The organism is Mycobacterium intermedium (genome assembly GCF_002086275.1).
Lineage (GTDB): Bacteria > Actinomycetota > Actinomycetes > Mycobacteriales > Mycobacteriaceae > Mycobacterium > Mycobacterium intermedium.
This window is the reverse complement of record NZ_MVHT01000011.1, coordinates 69215-89034: the sequence shown is the minus strand read 5'-3', so window position 1 is coordinate 89034 and position 19820 is coordinate 69215. Positions and strand designations below refer to the sequence as shown.

The following is a 19820-nucleotide window of genomic DNA, read 5'->3' as shown; positions in this document are numbered from 1 at the left end:
ATCGCGGTTCACCAGACCGGGCGCGTACGAGACACGTCGCGCCCGGGTGCGCCTGGATAGGGTGTCATGGCCGATCATGACTGGGATGCGGCGACGGAGGCAGGACGGAGGTGACCGAAGTGACGTCGGAATCCGTTGACCTGCGCCCCTCCGGCGTCGCCGGTGTGCCGCTCTCCTCGCTGGCGGCCGACATCCGTGCGGTGCTGGCCGCGCGGCCGGGCCCGGTTCCGGACGTGCCGGTGACCGGTGTGACGCTGCGCGCGCAGGGGGTGGAGGCCGGTGACCTGTTCGCCGCACTGCCCGGATCGGCGACGCACGGTGCCCGGTACACGCAGCAGGCGGTCGAACGTGGTGCCGTGGCGGTGCTCACCGACGCCGACGGGTTGAAGGAGATAGGAAAGCTCGCCGACACCGTGCCGGTGCTGCTGCATCCCGCGCCGCGCAACGTGCTGGGCGCGGTGGCCGCCGCCGTCTATGGCCGTCCCTCGGACCGGGTGAGGGTCGTCGGGATCACCGGCACCTCGGGCAAGACCACCACGACGTACCTGGTCGAGGCCGGACTGCGCGCTGCGGGAAGAGTTGCCGGGTTGATCGGAACGATCGGCGTCCGGGTCGACGGCACCGACATCGCCAGCGCGCTGACCACGCCGGAGGCCCCTGTCCTGCAGGCGATGCTCGCGGCGATGGCCGAACGCGGGGTGGACACCGTGGTGATGGAGGTGTCCAGTCACGCACTGACCCTGGGGCGGGTGAACGGTACTCGATTCGCCGTGGGCGGATTCACCAACTTGTCGCGCGACCACCTCGACTTTCACCCCACCATGGCCGACTACTTCGACGCCAAGGCGCTGTTGTTCGACCGGGAGTCGCCGCTGCGAGCCGACGTCGCCGTGGTCTGTGTCGACGACGAGGCGGGACGCGCCATGGTCGATTTGGCGCCGGACGCGATCACCGTCAGCGTCTCGGACCCGTCCGCACATTGGCACGCCACGGACTTTGCCCCGCTGGGCGCGGGCGGTCAGGAATTCACCGCGGTCGACCGCGCGGGTGTGCAGCACCGGGTCGGCGTCGGACTGCCCGGCCGCTACAACATCGCGAATTGCCTTCTCGCACTAGCGATTCTAGATGTAGTCGGGGTCACCCCGGAGCAGGCTGCGGCGGGGCTGCGGGAGATCCGGGTCCCGGGTCGTCTGGAACGCGTCGACCGCGGTCAGGATTTCCTGGCCCTGGTCGACTACGCGCACAAGCCGGGCGCCTTGCGGGCCGTGCTCGAGACTTTGCGTGACCCGCAGCGCCGGCTGGCCGTGGTCTTCGGTGCTGGTGGCGACCGCGACCCCGGGAAACGTGCGGCCATGGGCGCGGTCGCGGCGGAACTGGCCGATCTGGTCGTCGTCACCGACGACAACCCGCGCAGCGAGGACCCTGCGGCGATCCGGCGCGAAATCATTGCCGGCGCAACGGAAGTCGACGGCACGGCGGAAGTGGTGGAGATCGGTGACCGGCGCACTGCGATCGAGCATGCGGTCGGCTGGGCCGGACCCGGCGACGTCGTCGTCATCGCCGGCAAGGGGCACGAGACCGGCCAGAGCGGCGGCGGCGAAACCCGCCCGTTCGACGACCGGTTGGAACTCGCCCGCGCACTCGAGGCCCGCGCATGATCGAGCTCACCGTCGCGCAGATCGCCGAGATCGTAGGTGGCGAGCTGGCCGATATCACACCGGAAGACGCTGCGCGCCAACGGATCACCGGGACGGTGGAATTCGACTCACGGGCCGTCGGGCCGGGCGGACTGTTCCTGGCGCTGCCCGGCGCGCGCTCGGACGGCCACGACCATGCGCCCGCCGCGGTCGCGGCCGGCGCCGTCGCGGTCCTGGCCGCGCGCCCGGTCGGGGTGCCGGCGATAGTGGTGGCCCCCGACCGGCAAGAAGCGCGGACCGGCCATGACAAGGTCGCGGGCGTCCTCGAGCACGACACCGACGGATCGGGAGCGGCCGTCCTGGCCGCGCTGGGCAAGCTGGCCAAGGCGGTGGCCGCCGAACTGGTGGCCGGCGGGCTGAGGATCATCGGCATCACCGGGTCCTCGGGCAAGACGTCGACCAAGGATCTCGTCGCCGCGGTGCTCGCCCCCCTCGGAGAGGTGGTGGCCCCGCCCGGGTCGTTCAACAACGAGCTCGGTCATCCGTGGACGGTGTTGCGCGCAACGCGGAGCACCGACTACCTGATCCTGGAGATGTCGGCCCGCCATCCCGGAAACATCGCCGCGCTGGCCGACATCGCCACGCCGTCGATCGGCGTCGTCCTCAACGTCGGCACCGCGCACTTGGGCGAGTTCGGTTCGCGGGAGGTTATTGCTCAGACCAAATCCGAACTGCCGCAATCGGTTCCGGAATCCGGGGTGGTGATCCTCAACGCCGACGACCCGGTGGTGGCGGCCATGGCCGACGTCACCGAGGCCCGCGTCGTTCGCGTCACCCGCAATGCCGGATCGGGTCCCGATGACGTCTGGGCCGGACCGGTGACGCTGGACGCGCTGGCCAGGCCGCAGTTCACCATGCACCGCGGCTCGGCATCCGGCCACAGCCAAGCGCAGGTCCGACTCGGGGTGTCCGGCGACCACCAGGTGACCAACGCGCTGTGTGCCGGCGCGGTCGCGATGGAGTGCGGCGCCGACATCGAGCAGGTTGCGGCCGCGCTGGCCGAGGCCGGACCGGTGTCGCGGCATCGCATGCAGGTGACCACCCGCCCGGACGGGGTGACGGTGATCGACGATGCCTACAACGCCAACCCCGACTCGATGCGGGCCGGGTTGCAGGCACTGGCCTGGATCGCGCACGGGCAGGCGGACCAGCCGCGCCGCAGCTGGGCGGTCCTCGGCGAGATGGCCGAGCTGGGTGAGGACGCGATAACCGAGCACGATCGCATCGGTCGGTTGGCGGTGCGCTTAGATGTGTCTCGACTCGTTGTCGTGGGAACCGGGAGGTCGATGAGCGCCATGCACCACGCAGCGGTCATGGAGGGTGCCTGGGGAGCCGGGGGTGATAGGGGGGCGGTCAGTGTGGCGGACGCGGACGCCGCCCTGGCCTTGTTGCGGGAAGAGTTGCGGCCCGGCGACGTGGTGCTGGTCAAGGCGTCGAACGCGGCCGGGCTGGGAGCGCTGGCGGATGCGCTGGTCGCGGACGGCTCGCGGCAGGACCCCGCAAGCGGAGGTGCGGCGCGCCCATGAGACAGATCCTCATCGCCGTCGCCGTCGCGCTGACCGTCTCCATCCTGTTGACGCCGGCGTTGATCCGGCTCTTCACCAAGCAGGGGTTCGGCCACCAGATCCGCGAAGACGGGCCGCCCACGCATCAAACGAAACGCGGCACGCCGTCAATGGGTGGAGTGGCGATCCTGGCCGGCATGTGGGCCGGCTACCTCGGCACCCACCTGGCCGGGCTGGCGTTCGACGGCGAGGGCATCACAGCGTCGGGGCTGCTGGTGTTGGGCCTGGCCACGTCGCTGGGCGGCGTCGGCTTCATCGACGACCTGATCAAGATCCGCAGGTCACGCAACCTCGGCTTGAACAAGACGGCCAAGACCGTCGGGCAGATCGTCTCCGCCGTGCTGTTCGCGGTGTTGGTCTTGCAGTTCCGCAACGAGGCGGGCCTGACCCCGGGCAGCCCGGACCTGTCCTATGTGCGCGAGATCGCCACCGTCACCCTGGCGCCGGGACTGTTCGTGCTGTTCTGCGTGATCGTCGTCAGTGCCTGGTCCAACGCCGTCAACTTCACCGACGGGCTGGACGGGCTGGCCGCCGGCTGCATGGCCATGGTCACCGCCGCCTACGTGCTGATCACGTTCTGGCAGTTCCGCAACGCGTGCGTCACGGCACCCGGCCTCGGTTGCTACAACGTGCGCGACCCGCTGGACCTCGCGCTCGTCGCGGCCGCCACCGCCGGGGCCTGCATCGGCTTCCTGTGGTGGAACGCCGCGCCCGCCAAGATCTTCATGGGCGACACGGGGTCGTTGGCACTGGGCGGCATCATTGCGGGGTTGTCCGTCACCAGCCGGACCGAGATCCTGGCGGTGGTGCTCGGTTCGCTGTTCGTCGCCGAGATCACTTCGGTGGTGCTGCAGATTCTGGCTTTCCGAACCACCGGGCGCCGGGTGTTCCGCATGGCGCCCTTCCATCACCATTTCGAGTTGGTCGGCTGGGCCGAGACGACGGTGATCATCCGGTTCTGGTTGCTCACCGCGATCACCTGCGGCCTGGGCGTCGCCCTGTTCTACGGCGAATGGTTGTCCTCCAGCCCGATTGGTTCCTGACGTGCTCGACCCCCTTTCGGCCGGTGCACCGGTCCTGGTGGCCGGTGGCCGGGTCACCGGCCGGGCGGTCGAAGCGGCACTGACCCGTTTCGGCGCGACGCCGACGGTCTGCGACGACGACCCGAACATGCTGCGCCCGTACGCCGAGCGCGGGGTGGCGACCGTGGACCCGTCCGAAGCCATCCAGTGCATCGGTGAGTACGCCCTGGTCGTCACCAGCCCCGGTTTCCGTCCGGATGCGCCGGTGCTGGCCGCGGCCGTGGCGGCGGGCATCCCGATCTGGGGCGACGTGGAGCTGGCCTGGCGGCTGGACGCGGCCGGCAGCTACGGGCCGCCGCGCCGCTGGCTGGTCGTGACGGGCACCAACGGCAAGACCACCACGACGTCGATGCTGCACGCGATGTTGACCGCGGGCGGGCGGCGCAGCCTGCTGTGCGGCAACATCGGCGACCCGGTGCTCGACGTGCTGCCCGAGCCCGCCGAATTCCTGGCCGTCGAACTGTCGAGCTTCCAGCTGTACTGGGCGCCGTCGCTGCAACCGGAGGCCGGCGTCGTGCTCAACATCGCCGAAGACCACCTGGACTGGCACGCGTCGATGGCCGAATACACCGAGGCCAAGGCCCGGGTCCTGACCGGCCGGGTGGCGGTGGTCGGCCTGGATGACGTGCGCGCGGCCGCGCTACTGGACTCGGCCCCCGCGCCGGTGCGGGCCGGCTTCCGGCTCGGTGTCCCGGATTTGGGTGAGCTGGGGGTGCGCGACGGTCAGCTGATCGACCGTGCCTTTGCCGACGACTTGGCATTGCTACCCGCGGCGTCGGTACCGGTGCCGGGTCCGGTCGGAGTGCTGGACGCGCTGGCCGCGGCGGCACTGGCCCGCTCGGTCGGGGTGCCGGCCGAGGCGATCCGGGACGCCATCGCATCGTTCCAGGTGGGTCGGCACCGGTCCGAGGTCGTGGCAGTGGTTGACGGCATCACCTACGTCGACGACAGCAAGGCCACCAACCCGCACGCGGCCGAGGCGTCCGTGCTGGCCTACCCGCGCGTGGTGTGGGTGGCGGGCGGCCTGCTGAAGGGCGCATCGCTGGACGTGGAGGTCGCCAGGATCGCATCACACCTGGTCGGCGCGGTCCTGATCGGCCAAGATCGGCTGGCAGTTGCTGAGGCGTTATCGCGACACGCGCCCGATGTCCCCGTCGTCCACGTTGTGACAGGCGAGGATGTTGAGATGCATGCGACTCCTGGTGCTTCTGTTACTCATGTGACGCAAGATGAAAGTGACGAAGTGGCCATCGGCACCCGCGTGATGACCGCCGTCGTGGCCGCCGCAAGGCAGCTGGCGAGGCCCGGGGATACCGTGCTGCTGGCGCCGGCCGGGGCATCGTTCGACCAATTTGCCGGTTACGCCGATCGCGGCGACGCCTTCGCGGCGGCCGTACGCGCGGCGACCCGGTAGGTGGTCGTGGGTAGCGCAATGAGCCGGCTGCTGCGCCGGAACAAGGGCAAGATCGACTCCTCGGACCCCGTGGACGCCGCAACTCAGGGCGAAGCGACGGCCCCGGAGGATGGGGCTGCGCAACAGGCCCCGGATAAAGCCCCGGATAACGCCTCAGCCAAGAAAGTGCTTATGGCCGAGGGTCCGCGGACCCGCTTCGGTGCCTGGCTCGGCCGGCCGATGACCTCGTTTCATCTGATCATCGCCGTCGCCGCGCTGCTCACCACCTTGGGCCTGATCATGGTGCTGTCCGCCTCTGGTGTGCGGTCCTACGACGACGACGGTTCTGCGTGGATCATCTTCGGCAAGCAGGTGTTGTGGACGCTGGTCGGGCTGGTCGGCTGCTACATCGGGCTACGGATGTCGGTGCGGTTCATGCGCCGCATCGCCTTCACCGGGTTCGCGATCACCATCGTGCTGTTGGTGCTGGTGCTCGTACCCGGAATCGGTAAGGAAGCCAACGGTTCCCGGGGCTGGTTCGTGGTGGCGGGCTTCTCGATGCAGCCTTCCGAGCTGACCAAGATGGCCTTCGCCATCTGGGGCGCGCACCTGCTGGCCGCCCGGCGCATGGAGCGGGCGTCGCTGCGCGAGATGCTGATACCGCTGGTGCCGGCGGCGGTCGTCGCCTTGGCGCTGATCGTGGCCCAGCCTGACCTCGGTCAGACCGTGTCGCTGGGCATCATCCTGTTGGGTCTGCTGTGGTACGCCGGTCTGCCGCTGCGCGTCTTCCTCACCTCGTTGGGAGCGGTTGTCGTCTCCGCCGGGATCCTGGCGGTGTCCGCCGGGTACCGGTCCGACCGGGTGCGGTCCTGGCTCAACCCGGAAGACGATCCCATGGACTCCGGCTACCAGGCCCGCCAGGCCAAGTACGCCCTGGCGCACGGCGGCATCTTCGGTGACGGCCTGGGTCAGGGCGTGGCCAAATGGAACTATCTGCCCAACGCCCACAACGACTTCATCTTCGCGATCATCGGCGAGGAGCTGGGCCTCGTCGGCGCGCTCGGACTGCTGGGCCTGTTCGGGTTGTTCGCCTACACGGGAATGCGGATCGCGCGTCGTTCGGCAGACCCGTTCCTGCGCCTGCTGACGGCGACCACCACACTGTGGGTGCTGGGCCAGGCGTTCATCAACATCGGTTACGTGATCGGGCTGCTGCCGGTCACCGGGCTGCAGCTGCCGCTGATCTCGGCGGGTGGTACTTCCACCGCCACCACTCTGGCGCTGATCGGCATCATCGCCAACGCGGCTCGTCACGAACCGGAGGCGGTGGCCGCGCTGCGGGCCGGCGGCGATGACAAGGTGAACCGCTTGCTGCGGCTGCCGCTGCCCGAGCCGTACGAGCCGTCGCGTCTGGAGGCGTTCCGCGACCGCAAGCGTTCGCATCCGCACAACGCCACACCGCGGGCGCCCCGCAAACCGCACCGCCCTGCCGACCCGCCGCGCCGTCGCGCGACGCCGCGCACCGCCGATCGTCGCACGCGGCGGTCTGCTGATGATGCCCGTGCGCAGGGAAGGCATCATGGATCTGGCCAGCGGAGCGCCGGCCAGCGTCCAGCGCGACGCGTTCGAGCATTGGAAGGTCAGCGTTACGGGTGAATGACTCGGTCAGGCAGCCAGCCGGCGGGCAGGGGGTAACCCCCCGGCCCGCCGGTGCCTTGTCGGTCGTGCTTGCCGGCGGCGGCACGGCGGGCCACGTCGAGCCGGCGATGGCGGTCGCCGACGCGCTGACCGCGCTCGACCCCGAAATCAGGATCACCGCACTCGGCACCGCCCGCGGGCTGGAGACGCGGTTGGTGCCCGAACGTGGCTACCACCTCGAGCTGATCACTCCGGTGCCGTTACCGCGCAAGCCCAGCGGCGACCTGGCCCGGCTGCCACCGCGGGTGTGGCGTGCCGTGCGGGAGACGCGGGCGGTGCTGGACAGCGTCGACGCCGACGTCGTCATCGGTTTCGGCGGGTACGTGGCGTTGCCGGCCTACCTGGCCGCTCGCGGCATCCGGGGCCTTCCCGGACGGAACCGCCCCGGCGTGGAGCGCCGACGCCGCCGCATTCCGGTGCTGATCCACGAGGCCAACGCGAGGGCCGGGCTGGCCAATCGCGTGGGTGCCCGCACCGCCGATCGGATACTGTCCGCGGTTCCCGACTCCGGCTTGCGCCGCGCCGAGGTCGTGGGCATCCCGATCCGGGCGGCGATCACGACGCTGGACCGTGCGGCACTGCGCGCCGAGGCGCGGGCGCACTTCGGCTTCCGCGACGACGCCCGGGTGCTGCTGGTGTTCGGCGGTTCGCAAGGCGCCGTGTCGCTCAACCGGGCGGTGTCCGGCGCGGCCGCCGAGCTGGCGGCGGCGGGCGTTTCCGTGCTGCACGCACACGGCCCCAAGAACGTCCTGGAACTGCGCACTCCCGCACCCGGCGACCCGCCGTATGTCGCGGTGCCGTATCTCGACCGGATGGACCTGGCGTACGCCGCCGCCGACCTGGTGATCTGCCGTTCCGGGGCGATGACGGTCGCCGAGGTGTCGGCCGTCGGCCTGCCGGCGATCTACGTGCCGCTGCCCATCGGCAACGGCGAGCAGCGGCTCAACGCACTGCCCGTGGTCAACGCCGGTGGCGGAATGCTGGTCGCGGACGCCGACCTGACGCCCGACCTGGTGGCCGGCGAAGTGTCGCGGCTGCTCACCGATGCGCCTCGGCTGGCCGCCATGACGGCGGCCGCGGCACAGGTGGGGCATCGTGATGCGGCACGGCAAGTCGCCCAGGCGGCCCTGGACATCGCTCGGCGGTCGCGCGCTGCGGCAGGCAACACCAGGGGACGAGGATGACGGCCGAGCCGTTGCCACCCGAGCTGCAGCGGGTGCACATGGTCGGTATCGGGGGAGCCGGAATGTCCGGCATCGCCCGCATCCTGCTCGACCGGGGCGGCCTGGTGTCGGGCTCGGACGCCAAGGAGTCCCGCGGCATTCACGCGCTGCGGGCGCGCGGCGCCAAGGTCCGGATCGGGCATGACGCCTCGTCGCTGGATCTGCTGCCCGGCGGCGCGACGGCCGTCATCACCACCCATGCCGCCATCCCGAAGACCAACCCCGAGCTCGTCGAGGCCAGGCGCCGCGGCATTCCGGTGGTACTGCGCCCGGTGGTGCTCGCCAAGCTGATGGCTGGACGCACCGCGCTGATGGTCACCGGCACGCACGGCAAGACGACCACGACGTCCATGTTGATCGTCGCCCTGCAGCACTGCGGGCGGGACCCGTCGTTCGCGGTCGGCGGTGAACTGGGGGAGGCCGGGACCAACGCCCACCACGGCAGTGGTGACTGTTTTGTCGCCGAGGCCGACGAGAGCGACGGGTCACTGCTGGAATACACGCCGAACGTGGTGGTGGTGACCAACATCGAGGCCGATCACCTGGACTTCTACGGCAGCACCGAGGCCTACGTCGGGGTGTTCGACTCGTTCGTCGAGCGGCTTGCTCCCGGGGGAGCGCTGGTGGTGTGCACCGACGACCCGGGTGCGGCGGCGCTGGCCCAGCGGACCGAGGAACTGGGCATCCGGGTGCTGCGCTACGGGTCTACACCGGCTCACGAAGGCGACGACCTCGCCGGCAGGTTGGTGTCGTGGGAGCAGCAGGGCACCGAAGCGGTCGCTCAGATTCGACTGGCTTCCGAGCTGGACCCGCAATCCCCGCCGCGGGTGATGCGGCTGTCGGTGCCCGGTCGGCACATGGCGCTCAATGCGCTGGGTGCGTTATTGGCGGCGCTCGAGATCGGGGCCCCGGTCGACGACGTGCTGGACGGTCTGGCCGGGTTCGAGGGGGTCCGTCGGCGCTTCGAGTTAGTGGGATCCGTTGCGATCGGTGCGGACTCGGTTCGGGTTTTCGACGACTATGCCCATCATCCGACGGAGATCGGCGCGACGCTGGCGGCCGTGCGTACCGTGCTGCAGCAGCAGGAGAGTGGGCGCTCGCTGGTCGTGTTTCAGCCCCACTTGTATTCGCGGACCAAGGCTTTCGCGGCCGAGTTCGGAGCGGCGCTGAGCGCTGCGGACGAGGTGTTCGTGCTTGACGTGTACGGTGCGCGCGAACAACCGCTGGCCGGCATCAGCGGGGCCACCGTGGCGGAGCACGTGACGGCGCCGGTGCGTTACGTGGCTGACTTCTCGGCCGTGGCAGAGGAGGTGGCCGCCGCCGCGGGCCCCGGTGACGTCATCGTGACGATGGGGGCCGGCGACGTGACCATGCTGGGGCCGGAGATCGTGCGGGCACTGCGAGAGCGCGTCAACCGCAGCGCCCCAGGACGGCCGGGAGTGTTGCAGTGACCGAGCCGGAAGACGGTCCGCCGACCAATCTGGCTGCGGAACCAACGGGCTCCGGTCCGGATATCGACCCGGATCTGGACCCGGACGCCGCCACCGGGCCGGTCGAAGCTGGGCCGGGGGACGGTGAAACCGAGGCGGAGCCAGAGGATTTCGAGGGCCCACGTCGCCGTGCTCGCCGCGAACGTGCCGAACGCCGCGCCGCGCAAGCCCGGGCCAGGGCGATCGAGCAGGCGCGTCGTGAGGCGAAGCGACGCGCCACCGGTCAGGTGCCCACTGAGCCCAAACCCGTTGCGCGGGGCGTAGTCCGAGGGTTGCGAATGCTGCTGGCGACCATCGGACTCGCGGTGCTCGGGGTGGTGCTGGGCCTGATCCTCTATTTCACGCCGGCGATGTCGGCGCGCGACATCATCGTCGTCGGTACGGGGGCGGTCACCCGCGAAGAGGTACTCGAGGCGGCGCAGGTGCGTCCCGGAACGCCGCTGCTGCAGATCAATACGAGCGAAGTGGCCGACCGGGTGGCGGCGATCCGCAAGGTCGCCAGCGCGCGAGTGCAGCGTCAGTACCCGTCGGCGTTGCGGATCACCATCGTCGAGCGGGTTCCGTTGGTGGTGAAGGACTTTGCGGACGGTCCGCACCTGTTCGACCGTGACGGCGTCGACTTCGCGACCGAACCACCGCCGCCGGCGGTGCCTTACCTCGACGTCGACAACCCGGGTCCGGATGACCCGGCCACGCTGGCGGCCCTCAAGGTGTTGACCACGTTGCGGCCGGAGGTCGCCAGTCAGGTCGGGCGGATCGCGGCCCCGTCGGTGTCCTCGATCACCCTCACGTTGTCCGACGGGCGGGTGGTGATCTGGGGGACCACCGACCGGGCGGAGGAGAAGGCCGAGAAACTGGCGGCGCTCTTGACGCAGCCCGGGCACACCTACGACGTGTCCACTCCCGATCTGCCGACGGTGAAGTAACTGCTTTGGGTGGCGACAAAGACCGCGCGCCACTGGCAATCCCCGGCACCCGGGGTAACACTGGGCAGGTGACGACGGAACCGTTGGGCTTGGAACCGGCGCTCAACGAGCGGATAGGCGAACTCCTGCGGGCGCGGGGACTGCGACGCATGGCCTCTCGGATTCAGGTCTTGGCGGTGTTGGAGCCGTATGACGGGCACCTGTCGGTGGCCGATATCCGGGAGCGGCTGATCAGCGCACTCCCCGCGGGCGCTCGGCCGCCTGATTTGGCGACCATCTACCGCACGGTCACCACACTGGTCGACCAGGGTGTGTTGCATGCCCTGACGCGCAGTGATGGCGTCACCACCTACGGATTGGCCACATCGCCGCACCACCACGCCGTTTGTACCCGATGCGACGCGATGATCGAGGTGCCGGCGGGACGACTGAGCTCCGCGCTGCAGCACGCGATGGCGGGGAGTTCGTTCGAACTATCCGAGGAGGCCGGCCTGACGCTGCGCGGCCTCTGCCCGCAGTGTCAGGCCGGTGTGGAGGAGTTGGAGGACTCGACCAACCGGCGGCCACGAAGGGGCGGTCCGCGGCAGCGCCGACGCTGACGTTTTTTGCTCGTCGAGTGTGTGGCCGGTGGCCCCGGCGCCGCGAGTGAGAGGTGCTTTTCCCCCACGCTCGGCGCGAGCCCGGCACCGACTCACCCAGCGCCGAAGGGCGGAATCGGAAGCAGCCGTAGTCCGTTGCCGACGGCGGTCGTCACCGCCGACACCAAAGTCGTACTTGGCTGACCCAAGTTGATCGTCAGACCCGGATCCAGCATCGGCACAAACGGGTAGGTATTCGGCATGGCCGACGGTGGGAGCACACCGGCCAACACCAGATCGGCCTGCACGCCCTGTACGACGCCCTTGACCAGGTAATTCCCGACGGTGACCGGGTTGATCAGCGGGAACAGGCCGGCGGGAGTGGGAAGGTCCGCATACTCGGTGTGAGGTCCGCCGATATCGCCATAGCCCATGTCGACAAACACCCGCAGTACCGGCTGGATCAGGTTGTGCAACGGCTGGGGCAGGTTGAGCGGCGCCAGCAGCGGCAGGTTCTGGCCCGGGATCATGTAGTAGGTGGTGTTGCCGGTGGCGCCGGGAGAAACCGGCGCGACGACCGCGGACGCGAGCTGCCCCGCCGTCAGGGCCTCATACGCCGGCGTAGGGCTCAGGTGGCCGTAATACATGCCGGCCAGGGCATTGGCGACGGACAGCAGGTTGACCGGATACCGGGGGAAGTGGGCGAAGCCGTCGTATTGGATGGTGTAAATGTCGGTGGGGTAAGCCAAGTTTGGGGTTGCACCACCGAAGGTCTGATTGAAGCCGGGGATGTACAGGCCGGTGAAGCGTTCGTACAGGCCGCCGTTGGGATTGTTGGGATTGCCGGCCAGCACGAACCGCACATCCGCCGGGTTTGGCGGGAGGATCGAGCCGTTGGCAATACCGTTGAGGTAGTTGGTGATGACGGTGGCACTCTGGGAGAAACCGAAGACGACGGTTTGGGTGTCCGCCGGTTGAGCCGCGATCGCCTGCCGCAGGATCTCGACCCCACGCGCGATCGACGTGTCGAACGTCAAACTGTTCAGACCGGTCAGCGGGAAGCCCTGCTCCGGGGTGGTCAACCCGGTGGGAATCGCGGTCAGCGGAGCGATGAGCGGCGCGATGTAGGCGTTGTAGATGTTGTTCACATAAGCGGCAGTTGGGAGGGGGTTGCCGGTGCCGCCCATGATCAGCGTGGCAATGCCGGCAGCGGGCAGGGCCTCGCCGGATGCACCCATCAGTGCCGAGGCGCTGAGCGTCTCCGCGCCCAGATACGCTGCGGCCGCCGCGCTCAGGGCTTGAACGAACTGCTGATGAAATGCGTTGGCCTGCAAGCTGATCGCCTGAAACTCCCGGCCGAAACCAGCGAACAGCGCGGCCGCTGCGGCCGATACTTCATCGGCGGCGGCAGCCGCCAGCGTGGTCGTCGGAGCCGCGGCCGCCGCGCGCGCCTCGTCCAGCGCCGCACGGATATTCGCCAAGTCCGCTGCCGCCGACGCCAACGACTCCGGCGTCACGAGGAAAGACATGTCACCCCCCGGTTCATGATTCGCTATCCCAGGACGGCCCCCGCGCCCAGGTGCTCGGCATCATCGGCTCTCGTGGCGCGCCGTCGAATCCGTCGTCAACAAGCGTGGTCAACCCCGCGGCCGGGGCAACGACCTCCTCCTGGCGAGCTGCCTCGGCGGCACCCAGGAGGCCCGCGCCACGGTCCGATGCAGCGGTGGGCGCCACGGGGCCGGGGTCGTCGACAGCACCGCCGTCCAAGTCCATGTATTCATAACCGCGGCCTTTCATCTCGACCTTGTCCCGCCGTTTGCGACGCGACCGGGTCTTGTCCCGCGCGGCCGCCGCGACGGCCGCCGGGAGCGCCGCAATATCCGGTTGGGCGGCCTTGCGCTTGACGCCGGTCTGCGCAGTTGCCAGGACACCCATCTTGGCCGCGCCGCCCACCAGGTAGGGGAATGGCCCCGCGCCCACGCTCCCGGGTGGTGGTGCGCTGGGCCCGAGGGGGGTGGCAACCGTGGGACCCGCTATCGGAGTCGCCGGGGCAACCGTGGGCGCCGCCGCTGGCGCCGCGGCCGGAGCGGCAGCGGCCGAAACCGACGACGGCGCAGGGGTTACGGCGGGGACGGCGGGCGCCTCCGGGATCGGGGCCACGTCCGCGTGCGCGTGAGCGGCCACCTCGACGATGCCCACAACGCCGGCAGCCCCCACTCCGGCCAATCCCGCCGGAACGGCCAGCAACGGGGCGGCCAGGGTGACCCCCAACAGGGGAAAGGTGACGACGAACTGGATGACCTGGATCGTCAGGTCGTAGCCGATCGCGGCCGCGCCGAACAAGTAGGCCAGGGCGAGCAACGCGGGGTTGTTCCCCGCCGCACTCGTAAGGCCCTGCAGTAGGGCCGGGTAGCCGCTGACCGGGGACGACAAGGAGCCGATCTTTCCGACGAACCACGACACCGGATCGGTGCCGGGCGGAACGCTGAAGATGTAAGAGATCAGGTCGCCGCCGCTTTCAGCGCCGACACTGTTGAAGACCCGTTCGACCGCCGCGAAAAAGTCGGTGATCGCCGCGAACGGGTCGGACGAGGCAGCCGCGGGGGCGCCGCCATTTTGGGTTCCGTCGGCCTTGACGATCGCCGGCGCCGGTTGCGGTGGCGGTGATGCACCCAACGCCGCGGCCGAGACTCCCTGATAGGTGCTCATCGTCGTGGCGGCCTGAACCCACATCCGGACATAGTCGGCCTCGTTGAGCGCGATCGGAATGGTGTTGATGCCAAAGAAATTCGTCGCCACCAATGCCGCGTGTATGGCGTGGTTGGCGGCCAACTCACCGAGGGTGGGCATGGCAGCCAGAGCGGTCGTGTAGGCGCTGGCCACGGTCTCCTGCAGGGTGGCTGTCGCGGCGCTGTCGACGCCGGCCTGTGTCAGCCACGCCAGAAACGGTGGGTGGGCGGCGGCGTACGCCGCCGCGGTCGGGCCCTCCCAGGCACCGGCCTGGACCGTTCCCAGCAGCGTCGTCAGCTCCTCGGCGGCCTCGGCGTATTCGGTGCTCAGCGCCCGCCACGCCGCCGCGGAGGCGAGCAGCGGACCCGGTCCCGGGCCGCTGGACAGCAGCGCCGAGTGCACCTCCGGCGGGAAAGCCATCCACACCGGGCCGGTCATTGCCAACCGGTCCCAGGGGGCAAGAGGGCGATCAGCGCATCAGTGGGCGCGCACGCAATACAGGGACCGCCGGACGACGGATATAGCGTCATAAGGCGCCAGCTCTCTCCGGAGTGCTCCGCTCCGGGTTAGCAGGTCGCGATGATGTGAGTCTCCTGGCTCTCGGATCACCGCTCGCCTCGCCTTCCAACCAATAGCCGTGGCCTGTGAGGGTCGCTCCCCGATGACAGTGGCGGGACCGCGCCGGATTTTCACCGGCTTCCTGCATCATCATCGCCGTACGCGCGACATTGTCGCATCCCACCGCCCCCGCGGGCTGCACTTAGCGCAATCGTGCCGCGGGATGGCAGCCGGAATGATCAGCCGACGCACGGGCGCACCGGGGATTCAGCAACGTCTACGGAACGCGGCGCTTAAATCAGGTGAGGGCTTATCCATCAAGCCACCTCCCGCGAATCGCTTGCGTCAGGCAATCGCCTCCGACGTTACTGCAAATCTTTCGCATGAGGAACCGGCAGATCTATGGTTGACGCAATTGCGCGCGGGTAGCACTCGGGCCATAAACGGGCCTCTAACGTGACCTCAAACGTGATGAGGTAGAGCCTTGTTGCGGGGCCGGCCCGCCGCAAGACAGTGCGACGGAGGGTGTGCGTGCGACCAGACACTGAACCAACAGCCGCGCAACCGCCGGGAATTCTCAAGTCGGCGCGCGCAACTCTGATCGGCTGTGGTCTGCTGGCCGCGGTCAGCTCGCTGGCCGGCATGGCGCCACTGTTCGCCGTCGTAGAGGTGAGCCGGCGACTTCTCGTGGGCGACACCGACGTCTGGCCGATCATCGTCGTGGCGGTCGTCGCGCTGGCCGCAAGACAATTGGGCGTCCTGGCCGCGGGAGTGATGACGCATCTCGCCGACATCCGGGTGTCGTTTCGGATCCGCCGTGAACTCCTGGCCAAGCTGAGCAGGGTGCCGCTCGGCTGGTTCAGCGATCGCAACTCCGGGATCGTCAAGAAGGCTGTGGAAGACGACGTCGCCGCCCTGCACCGGCTCATCGCGCACTCGATCGTCGAGATCAGCGCGGCCGCGGTGCCGCCTGTGGTGGCGTTCGTCTACCTCTTCGTTCTCGACTGGCGCATGGCATTGGCCACCCTGCTCCCGGTGTTGGCCGGGGCTGCCGCGTACCAACGCGCCGCGGCCAGCGCGGGGACCAAGTATCCCGAGTTCATGGAATGGCTCGCGCGCCTCAACGGCGCGGCCGTCGAGTTCGTGAACGGCATCGGTGTCGTGAAGGCTTTCGGCACGCCGGGCGCGCCGAGTCGCCGGTTCCGGGAGGTATCTCGCGCTTTCGCGCACTTCTTCCTCGACTGGGCCAAATCCACCAGCGTCGCGAGCGTCACCGCGGAGATACTGCTGTCACCGCCGAGCATCCTGCTCGTCGTTGCGACGACGGGCGGAATCCTCGCCGCCAACGGCGATCTCCCACTGGGAGTCTTCATTGCGTTCTTGGTGTTCGGCACCGTCATCACGTCGGGATGGATGACCCTGTTGATGTCGGTGCACCCCTTGGTGACCGCGCTGAAGGTCTACCGCGAGATCCGGGAATTGCTGGCCACCCCAGAGCTTCCGACCCCGAGTGAGCCGGTCCAGCTCGATCCCTCGACCGCTGGGCCGGTGGTTCGGCTGCGCGGCGTGCGGGTCACCTACGGCGACACGGTCGCACTCAACGGGATCGACCTTCGTCTCGATCGGGGGACGATCACCGCGCTGGTCGGACCGTCGGGTTCCGGGAAATCCACCTTGGCCAAGCTGTTGCCCAGATTCAATGACCCTTGCGAAGGTTCGGTCGAACTGTACGGAGTCGATCTGCGCGACATAGACCCGGCCGAGTTGTATCACCACGTCGCGTTTGTCTTCCAGGACTCGCATCTGTTGTCGGCCATGAGCATTCGCGACAACATCCGTCTCGGTCGCCCCGACGCCGACGATGCGGCGGTGCGCAGCGCAGCGGAGAAAGCCCAAATCTTGTCCACGATCGAAGCATTGCCGCGCGGGTTCGACTCGGTTGTCGGCGAAGACGCCGCGCTGTCCAACGGTGAACGACAGCGCGTCTGCATCGCCCGGGCGATCCTGGCCGATCGTCCGATCCTGGTGCTCGACGAGGCCACCGCAAGCGCCGACCCGGAAAACGAGGCCCGCATCCAGGAGGCCCTCAGCGAGGTCGCGCGCGGCCGGACGGTGCTGGTGATCGCCCACCGGCTCAACACAATTCGGGGTGCTGACGCCATCGCCGTACTCGACCGAGGCCGCATCGCCGAGGCCGGTACGCACCCGGAATTGCTGCGCAACAACGGAATCTATGCACGGCTGTGGGAGCAGGAGAGGAACGTCGAATTCGACGTCGCCGAGCAACTGGAGGTTGGGCGGTGAGCATCATCATTCGCTATCTGCTCGAATTGCTCGACGACCGTGGGCGCCGAAACCTGCGCAGGATGCTGGTCGTGCAAGCCGCGCAGGGAGTTCTGCAGGGCCTGGGGTTCCTGTTCGTCGTCCCCCTGATCGGTGCCCTGATACAGCGGCCCACCCAGTGGGGTCAGCTCTGGTTCTGCATCGCGGCGATCGCCGTGACCGTTGTGGTGCATCATGGATTGCTGGCGTGGAGCACGTCGTTGGGCTATCTGGTCGGAACGGGTGTGCTGACCAGTTTTCACGGCCGGATCGGGAACCAACTGGCCGCCCTGCCGGTGGGCTGGTTCGGCGCCGACCGCACCGGACCGGTCGCGCGCCTGGTCACCAAGGATGCCGTTGACGTGGCGGACTTTCCGGCGCACCTGCTGCGCCATCTGGTCGTCGGCGTGAGCGCACCTGCCACCCTGATCGTCGGTAGTTACCTGAGCGACTGGCGCATTGGGCTGGCGTTGACCGTGGGCGCGGTGTTGTGCGTGCTCGCGCTGCGGCTGTTCATGGGGATCGTGCACCGCAACGACGCCCAGTACGAGACCGACATCGGCGCCACCGCGTCGCGGATCGTCGAGTACGCCCGCATGCAACCGACGCTGCGCGCTTACGGTGTGCTCAACCGCCGCGAGCTCGGCACCCTGGAAGAATCCCTTACCCGCCAACAACACTCACAGTCGCGGTTGACCATTCGCGGGGCGTGGGGGCTGATCGCGTGCTTCGGCACGATGCAGCTGGTCGTCACGACGGTCGTCGCGTTGACGGTCGCTCTGACGTTGCGCGGTGAGCTTGCGCTGCCGACCATGATCGGTCTGCTGATCATCACGCTGCGGATGATCGATCCGATCTCGCAGCTGGGTGACCTCGCCGGCCACGTCCAAGTCACGGCCGACGCGATCGTCCGGGTGCGCGACCTGCTTGCCGTGCCGCCGCTGCCGGAACCCGATCGCGCGGTGCTGCCGGCCGGCACCGATATCGAATTGCGGGGCGTGCGTTTCGGTTACGGGGACGGCAGCGAGGTGATTCGGGGCGTCGATGCGACCATCCCGAGTGGCAGCCTCACCGCGATCGTCGGCCCGTCCGGCGCCGGAAAGACCACGCTGCTGCGCTTGATCGGCCGATTCTTCGACGTGGACGACGGCAGCATCTTGCTGGGCGGCAACGATTTGCGCGAGGTCGGCACCCGCAACGTCGCCAAGCTGACGGCGAACGTTTTCGAGGACGCCTACCTCTTCGACGGCACCATCGCCGACAACCTGCGGATGGCCGATCCCGACGCCACGGAAGGCGACCTGCATCGGGTCGCCGCCATCGCGCGCCTCGACGAGGTGGTCGATCGTCTCCCCGACGGATGGAACGCTCGCGTCGGTGAGGGGGGAGCGGCACTTTCCGGCGGGGAAAGACAACGCGTTGCCATCGCTCGCGCGTTGCTCAAGAACGCGCCCATCGTGCTGCTGGACGAAGCCACCGCCGCGCTCGACGCCGTCAACGAGGCCGCGGTGGCGGGCGCCATTGGTGAGTTGGCCCGAGAACGCACGGTCATCGTTGTGGCACACCGCCTTTCGACGGTGCTGGACGCCGATCAGATCCTCGTCGTCGAATCCGGTCGGATCACCGCCCGCGGACGCCACGAACAACTGCTGGCCGAGGGCGGGACCTACGCCCGATTCTGGGCAGAACGGCTACGCGCCCGCGGCTGGCATCTGCAGTCGTCCTAACCGAGCCGGAACAGGTTGAACTTGTAGACGTTGACCATCGCCGGAGACAGGCGCGACACCAACGCCATGCCGTAACGGCGTTGCCACGGCCAGGTTTTGGCGATGTCGGGTTGCGGGGTCGCCAGCGTTCTGGTGTCGAGCAATTCCAGCCCCCAACCCTCGAGGTCGCGTGGCTCGTCGCAGACCCATTGCATGCGGCCTCGCACCTGCGCCAACGATTTGTTCTTGTGCTGGTTGTCGATCATCTTCTGGCCGGCAGTGTCGAATGCGATCTGCGAACCCGGGAAGCGGTCGCGGATTTGGGTGAGCGCTTGGCGTACCTCGTCGTCGCGGAGGTAGATCAGAACCGCTTCGCTGAGAAAAAGGTACGGGCCGGGGCAGGCGGCCACCACGTCGAACCAGTCGGTGTCGAGGACCGAGCCGGCGATCATGGTTCGGCGGTCGCTGTCATGGAAGAACTTGCGGCGCAAGGAGATTACATCGGGCAGGTCGAGGTCGAACCAGTGCACCCGGCCGTTGTCGAGTCGGTCGAACCGGGTGTTCAGCCCGGTGCCCAGTTCGACGACCGTCCCGTCGGGATGATCCTGGAGGAACCGGGCCGTCCAGCCGTCGAAGATCGACGTCCGAGACACGGAGCCGGGCAGCGACCCGCCGCTGAAGCGGCTGAAGTCGTAGTCGATGGCGTCGACGAGTTCGCGAGCGCGTTTGTCGCCGAGCACCGGACGGCGGGACGCGGCGTCCCACGCGCGGGCATAGAGCGGAATCAGCAACGTTTCCTGGACTTCGCCCAGTTCGGGCGCGGACTTGCTCATTGAGTCGCCTTCCGTGCAC

At 68.8% G+C, this 19820-nt stretch carries 14 protein-coding genes and 1 riboswitch; of the genes, 11 read left to right on the top strand and 3 right to left on the bottom strand.

The genetic code is table 11. From position 1 onward, the window contains the following. The first annotated feature begins 110 nt into the window (after window positions 1–110). From BST27_RS06590 to BST27_RS06550, 9 genes are all read left to right on the top strand, one after another. Entirely contained in the window at window positions 111–1658 is a 1548-nt protein-coding gene (locus tag BST27_RS06590) for a UDP-N-acetylmuramoyl-L-alanyl-D-glutamate--2,6-diaminopimelate ligase (RefSeq protein WP_083148412.1), read from the top strand. Continuing rightward, entirely contained in the window at window positions 1655–3223 is a 1569-nt protein-coding gene (locus BST27_RS06585; protein WP_069419513.1) for a UDP-N-acetylmuramoyl-tripeptide--D-alanyl-D-alanine ligase, read from the top strand. The genes BST27_RS06590 and BST27_RS06585 overlap by 4 nt, the downstream gene beginning before the upstream one ends. Then, a complete protein-coding gene (mraY, locus tag BST27_RS06580; protein WP_069419514.1) occupies window positions 3220–4305 on the top strand; it encodes a phospho-N-acetylmuramoyl-pentapeptide-transferase in 1086 nt (361 codons plus the stop codon). Before BST27_RS06585 ends, mraY begins: the two co-directional genes overlap by 4 nt. 1 nt (window position 4306) lies before the next feature. After that, window positions 4307–5758, top strand: coding sequence for a UDP-N-acetylmuramoyl-L-alanine--D-glutamate ligase (gene murD / locus BST27_RS06575; RefSeq protein ID WP_069419515.1), 1452 nt, complete (start codon window positions 4307–4309; stop codon window positions 5756–5758). An 18-nt stretch (window positions 5759–5776) separates the two neighbouring features. Further along, window positions 5777–7393 (top strand): putative lipid II flippase FtsW, encoded by a 1617-nt coding sequence (ftsW, locus tag BST27_RS06570; protein WP_276015722.1) that lies wholly within the window; start codon window positions 5777–5779, stop codon window positions 7391–7393. Continuing rightward, on the top strand, window positions 7390–8619 hold the full coding sequence (murG, locus tag BST27_RS06565; protein WP_069419516.1) for an undecaprenyldiphospho-muramoylpentapeptide beta-N-acetylglucosaminyltransferase: 1230 nt from the start codon (window positions 7390–7392) through the stop codon (window positions 8617–8619). Before ftsW ends, murG begins: the two co-directional genes overlap by 4 nt. Beyond that, window positions 8616–10109, top strand: coding sequence for a UDP-N-acetylmuramate--L-alanine ligase (gene murC, locus BST27_RS06560; RefSeq protein ID WP_069419517.1), 1494 nt, complete (start codon window positions 8616–8618; stop codon window positions 10107–10109). Before murG ends, murC begins: the two co-directional genes overlap by 4 nt. A gap of 29 nt (window positions 10110–10138) precedes the next feature. Next, complete coding sequence (locus BST27_RS06555; RefSeq protein WP_139805043.1) at window positions 10139–11074, top strand: cell division protein FtsQ/DivIB; 936 nt, start codon at window positions 10139–10141, stop codon at window positions 11072–11074. Between the two features lie 68 nt (window positions 11075–11142). Further along, window positions 11143–11673, top strand: coding sequence for a Fur family transcriptional regulator (locus tag BST27_RS06550; RefSeq protein WP_069419565.1), 531 nt, complete (start codon window positions 11143–11145; stop codon window positions 11671–11673). Between the two features lie 92 nt (window positions 11674–11765). On the opposite strand, the gene BST27_RS06545 is transcribed toward BST27_RS06550, so the two are convergent. Together BST27_RS06545 and BST27_RS06540 are read right to left on the bottom strand one after the other, a co-directional pair. Then, window positions 11766–13181, bottom strand: coding sequence for a PE-PPE domain-containing protein (locus BST27_RS06545; RefSeq protein WP_069419519.1), 1416 nt, complete (start codon window positions 13179–13181; stop codon window positions 11766–11768). Between the two features lie 13 nt (window positions 13182–13194). Then, window positions 13195–14820: a PPE domain-containing protein gene (locus BST27_RS06540; RefSeq protein ID WP_069419520.1), complete on the bottom strand. Its 1626-nt coding sequence runs from the start codon at window positions 14818–14820 to the stop codon at window positions 13195–13197. A gap of 128 nt (window positions 14821–14948) precedes the next feature. Next, window positions 14949–15128, bottom strand: a riboswitch (cobalamin riboswitch). 343 nt (window positions 15129–15471) lie between these two features. Between BST27_RS06540 and BST27_RS06535 the strand changes: the two genes are divergently transcribed. Both BST27_RS06535 and BST27_RS06530 read left to right on the top strand, forming a co-directional pair. After that, window positions 15472–17244: an ABC transporter ATP-binding protein gene (locus BST27_RS06535; protein WP_232007290.1), complete on the top strand. Its 1773-nt coding sequence runs from the start codon at window positions 15472–15474 to the stop codon at window positions 17242–17244. Next, window positions 17241–18989, top strand: coding sequence for an ABC transporter ATP-binding protein (locus tag BST27_RS06530; RefSeq protein WP_197518112.1), 1749 nt, complete (start codon window positions 17241–17243; stop codon window positions 18987–18989). Before BST27_RS06535 ends, BST27_RS06530 begins: the two co-directional genes overlap by 4 nt. Here BST27_RS06530 and BST27_RS06525 read toward each other — a convergent pair. Then, window positions 18986–19801, bottom strand: coding sequence for a class I SAM-dependent methyltransferase (locus tag BST27_RS06525; RefSeq protein WP_069419521.1), 816 nt, complete (start codon window positions 19799–19801; stop codon window positions 18986–18988). The two genes, BST27_RS06530 and BST27_RS06525, sit on opposite strands and share 4 nt — an antisense overlap. Window positions 19802–19820: the final 19 nt, after the last annotated feature.

Coding starts and splice junctions, on each gene's coding strand:
- BST27_RS06585 (WP_069419513.1), top strand. CDS start 1,655: ATGATCGAGCTCACCGTCGCGCAGATCGCCGAGATCGTAGGTGGCGAG.
- mraY (WP_069419514.1), top strand. CDS start 3,220: ATGAGACAGATCCTCATCGCCGTCGCCGTCGCGCTGACCGTCTCCATC.
- ftsW (WP_276015722.1), top strand. CDS start 5,777: ATGAGCCGGCTGCTGCGCCGGAACAAGGGCAAGATCGACTCCTCGGAC.
- murC (WP_069419517.1), top strand. CDS start 8,616: ATGACGGCCGAGCCGTTGCCACCCGAGCTGCAGCGGGTGCACATGGTC.
- BST27_RS06545 (WP_069419519.1), bottom strand. CDS start 13,181: ATGTCTTTCCTCGTGACGCCGGAGTCGTTGGCGTCGGCGGCAGCGGAC.
- BST27_RS06540 (WP_069419520.1), bottom strand. CDS start 14,820: ATGACCGGCCCGGTGTGGATGGCTTTCCCGCCGGAGGTGCACTCGGCG.
- BST27_RS06525 (WP_069419521.1), bottom strand. CDS start 19,801: ATGAGCAAGTCCGCGCCCGAACTGGGCGAAGTCCAGGAAACGTTGCTG.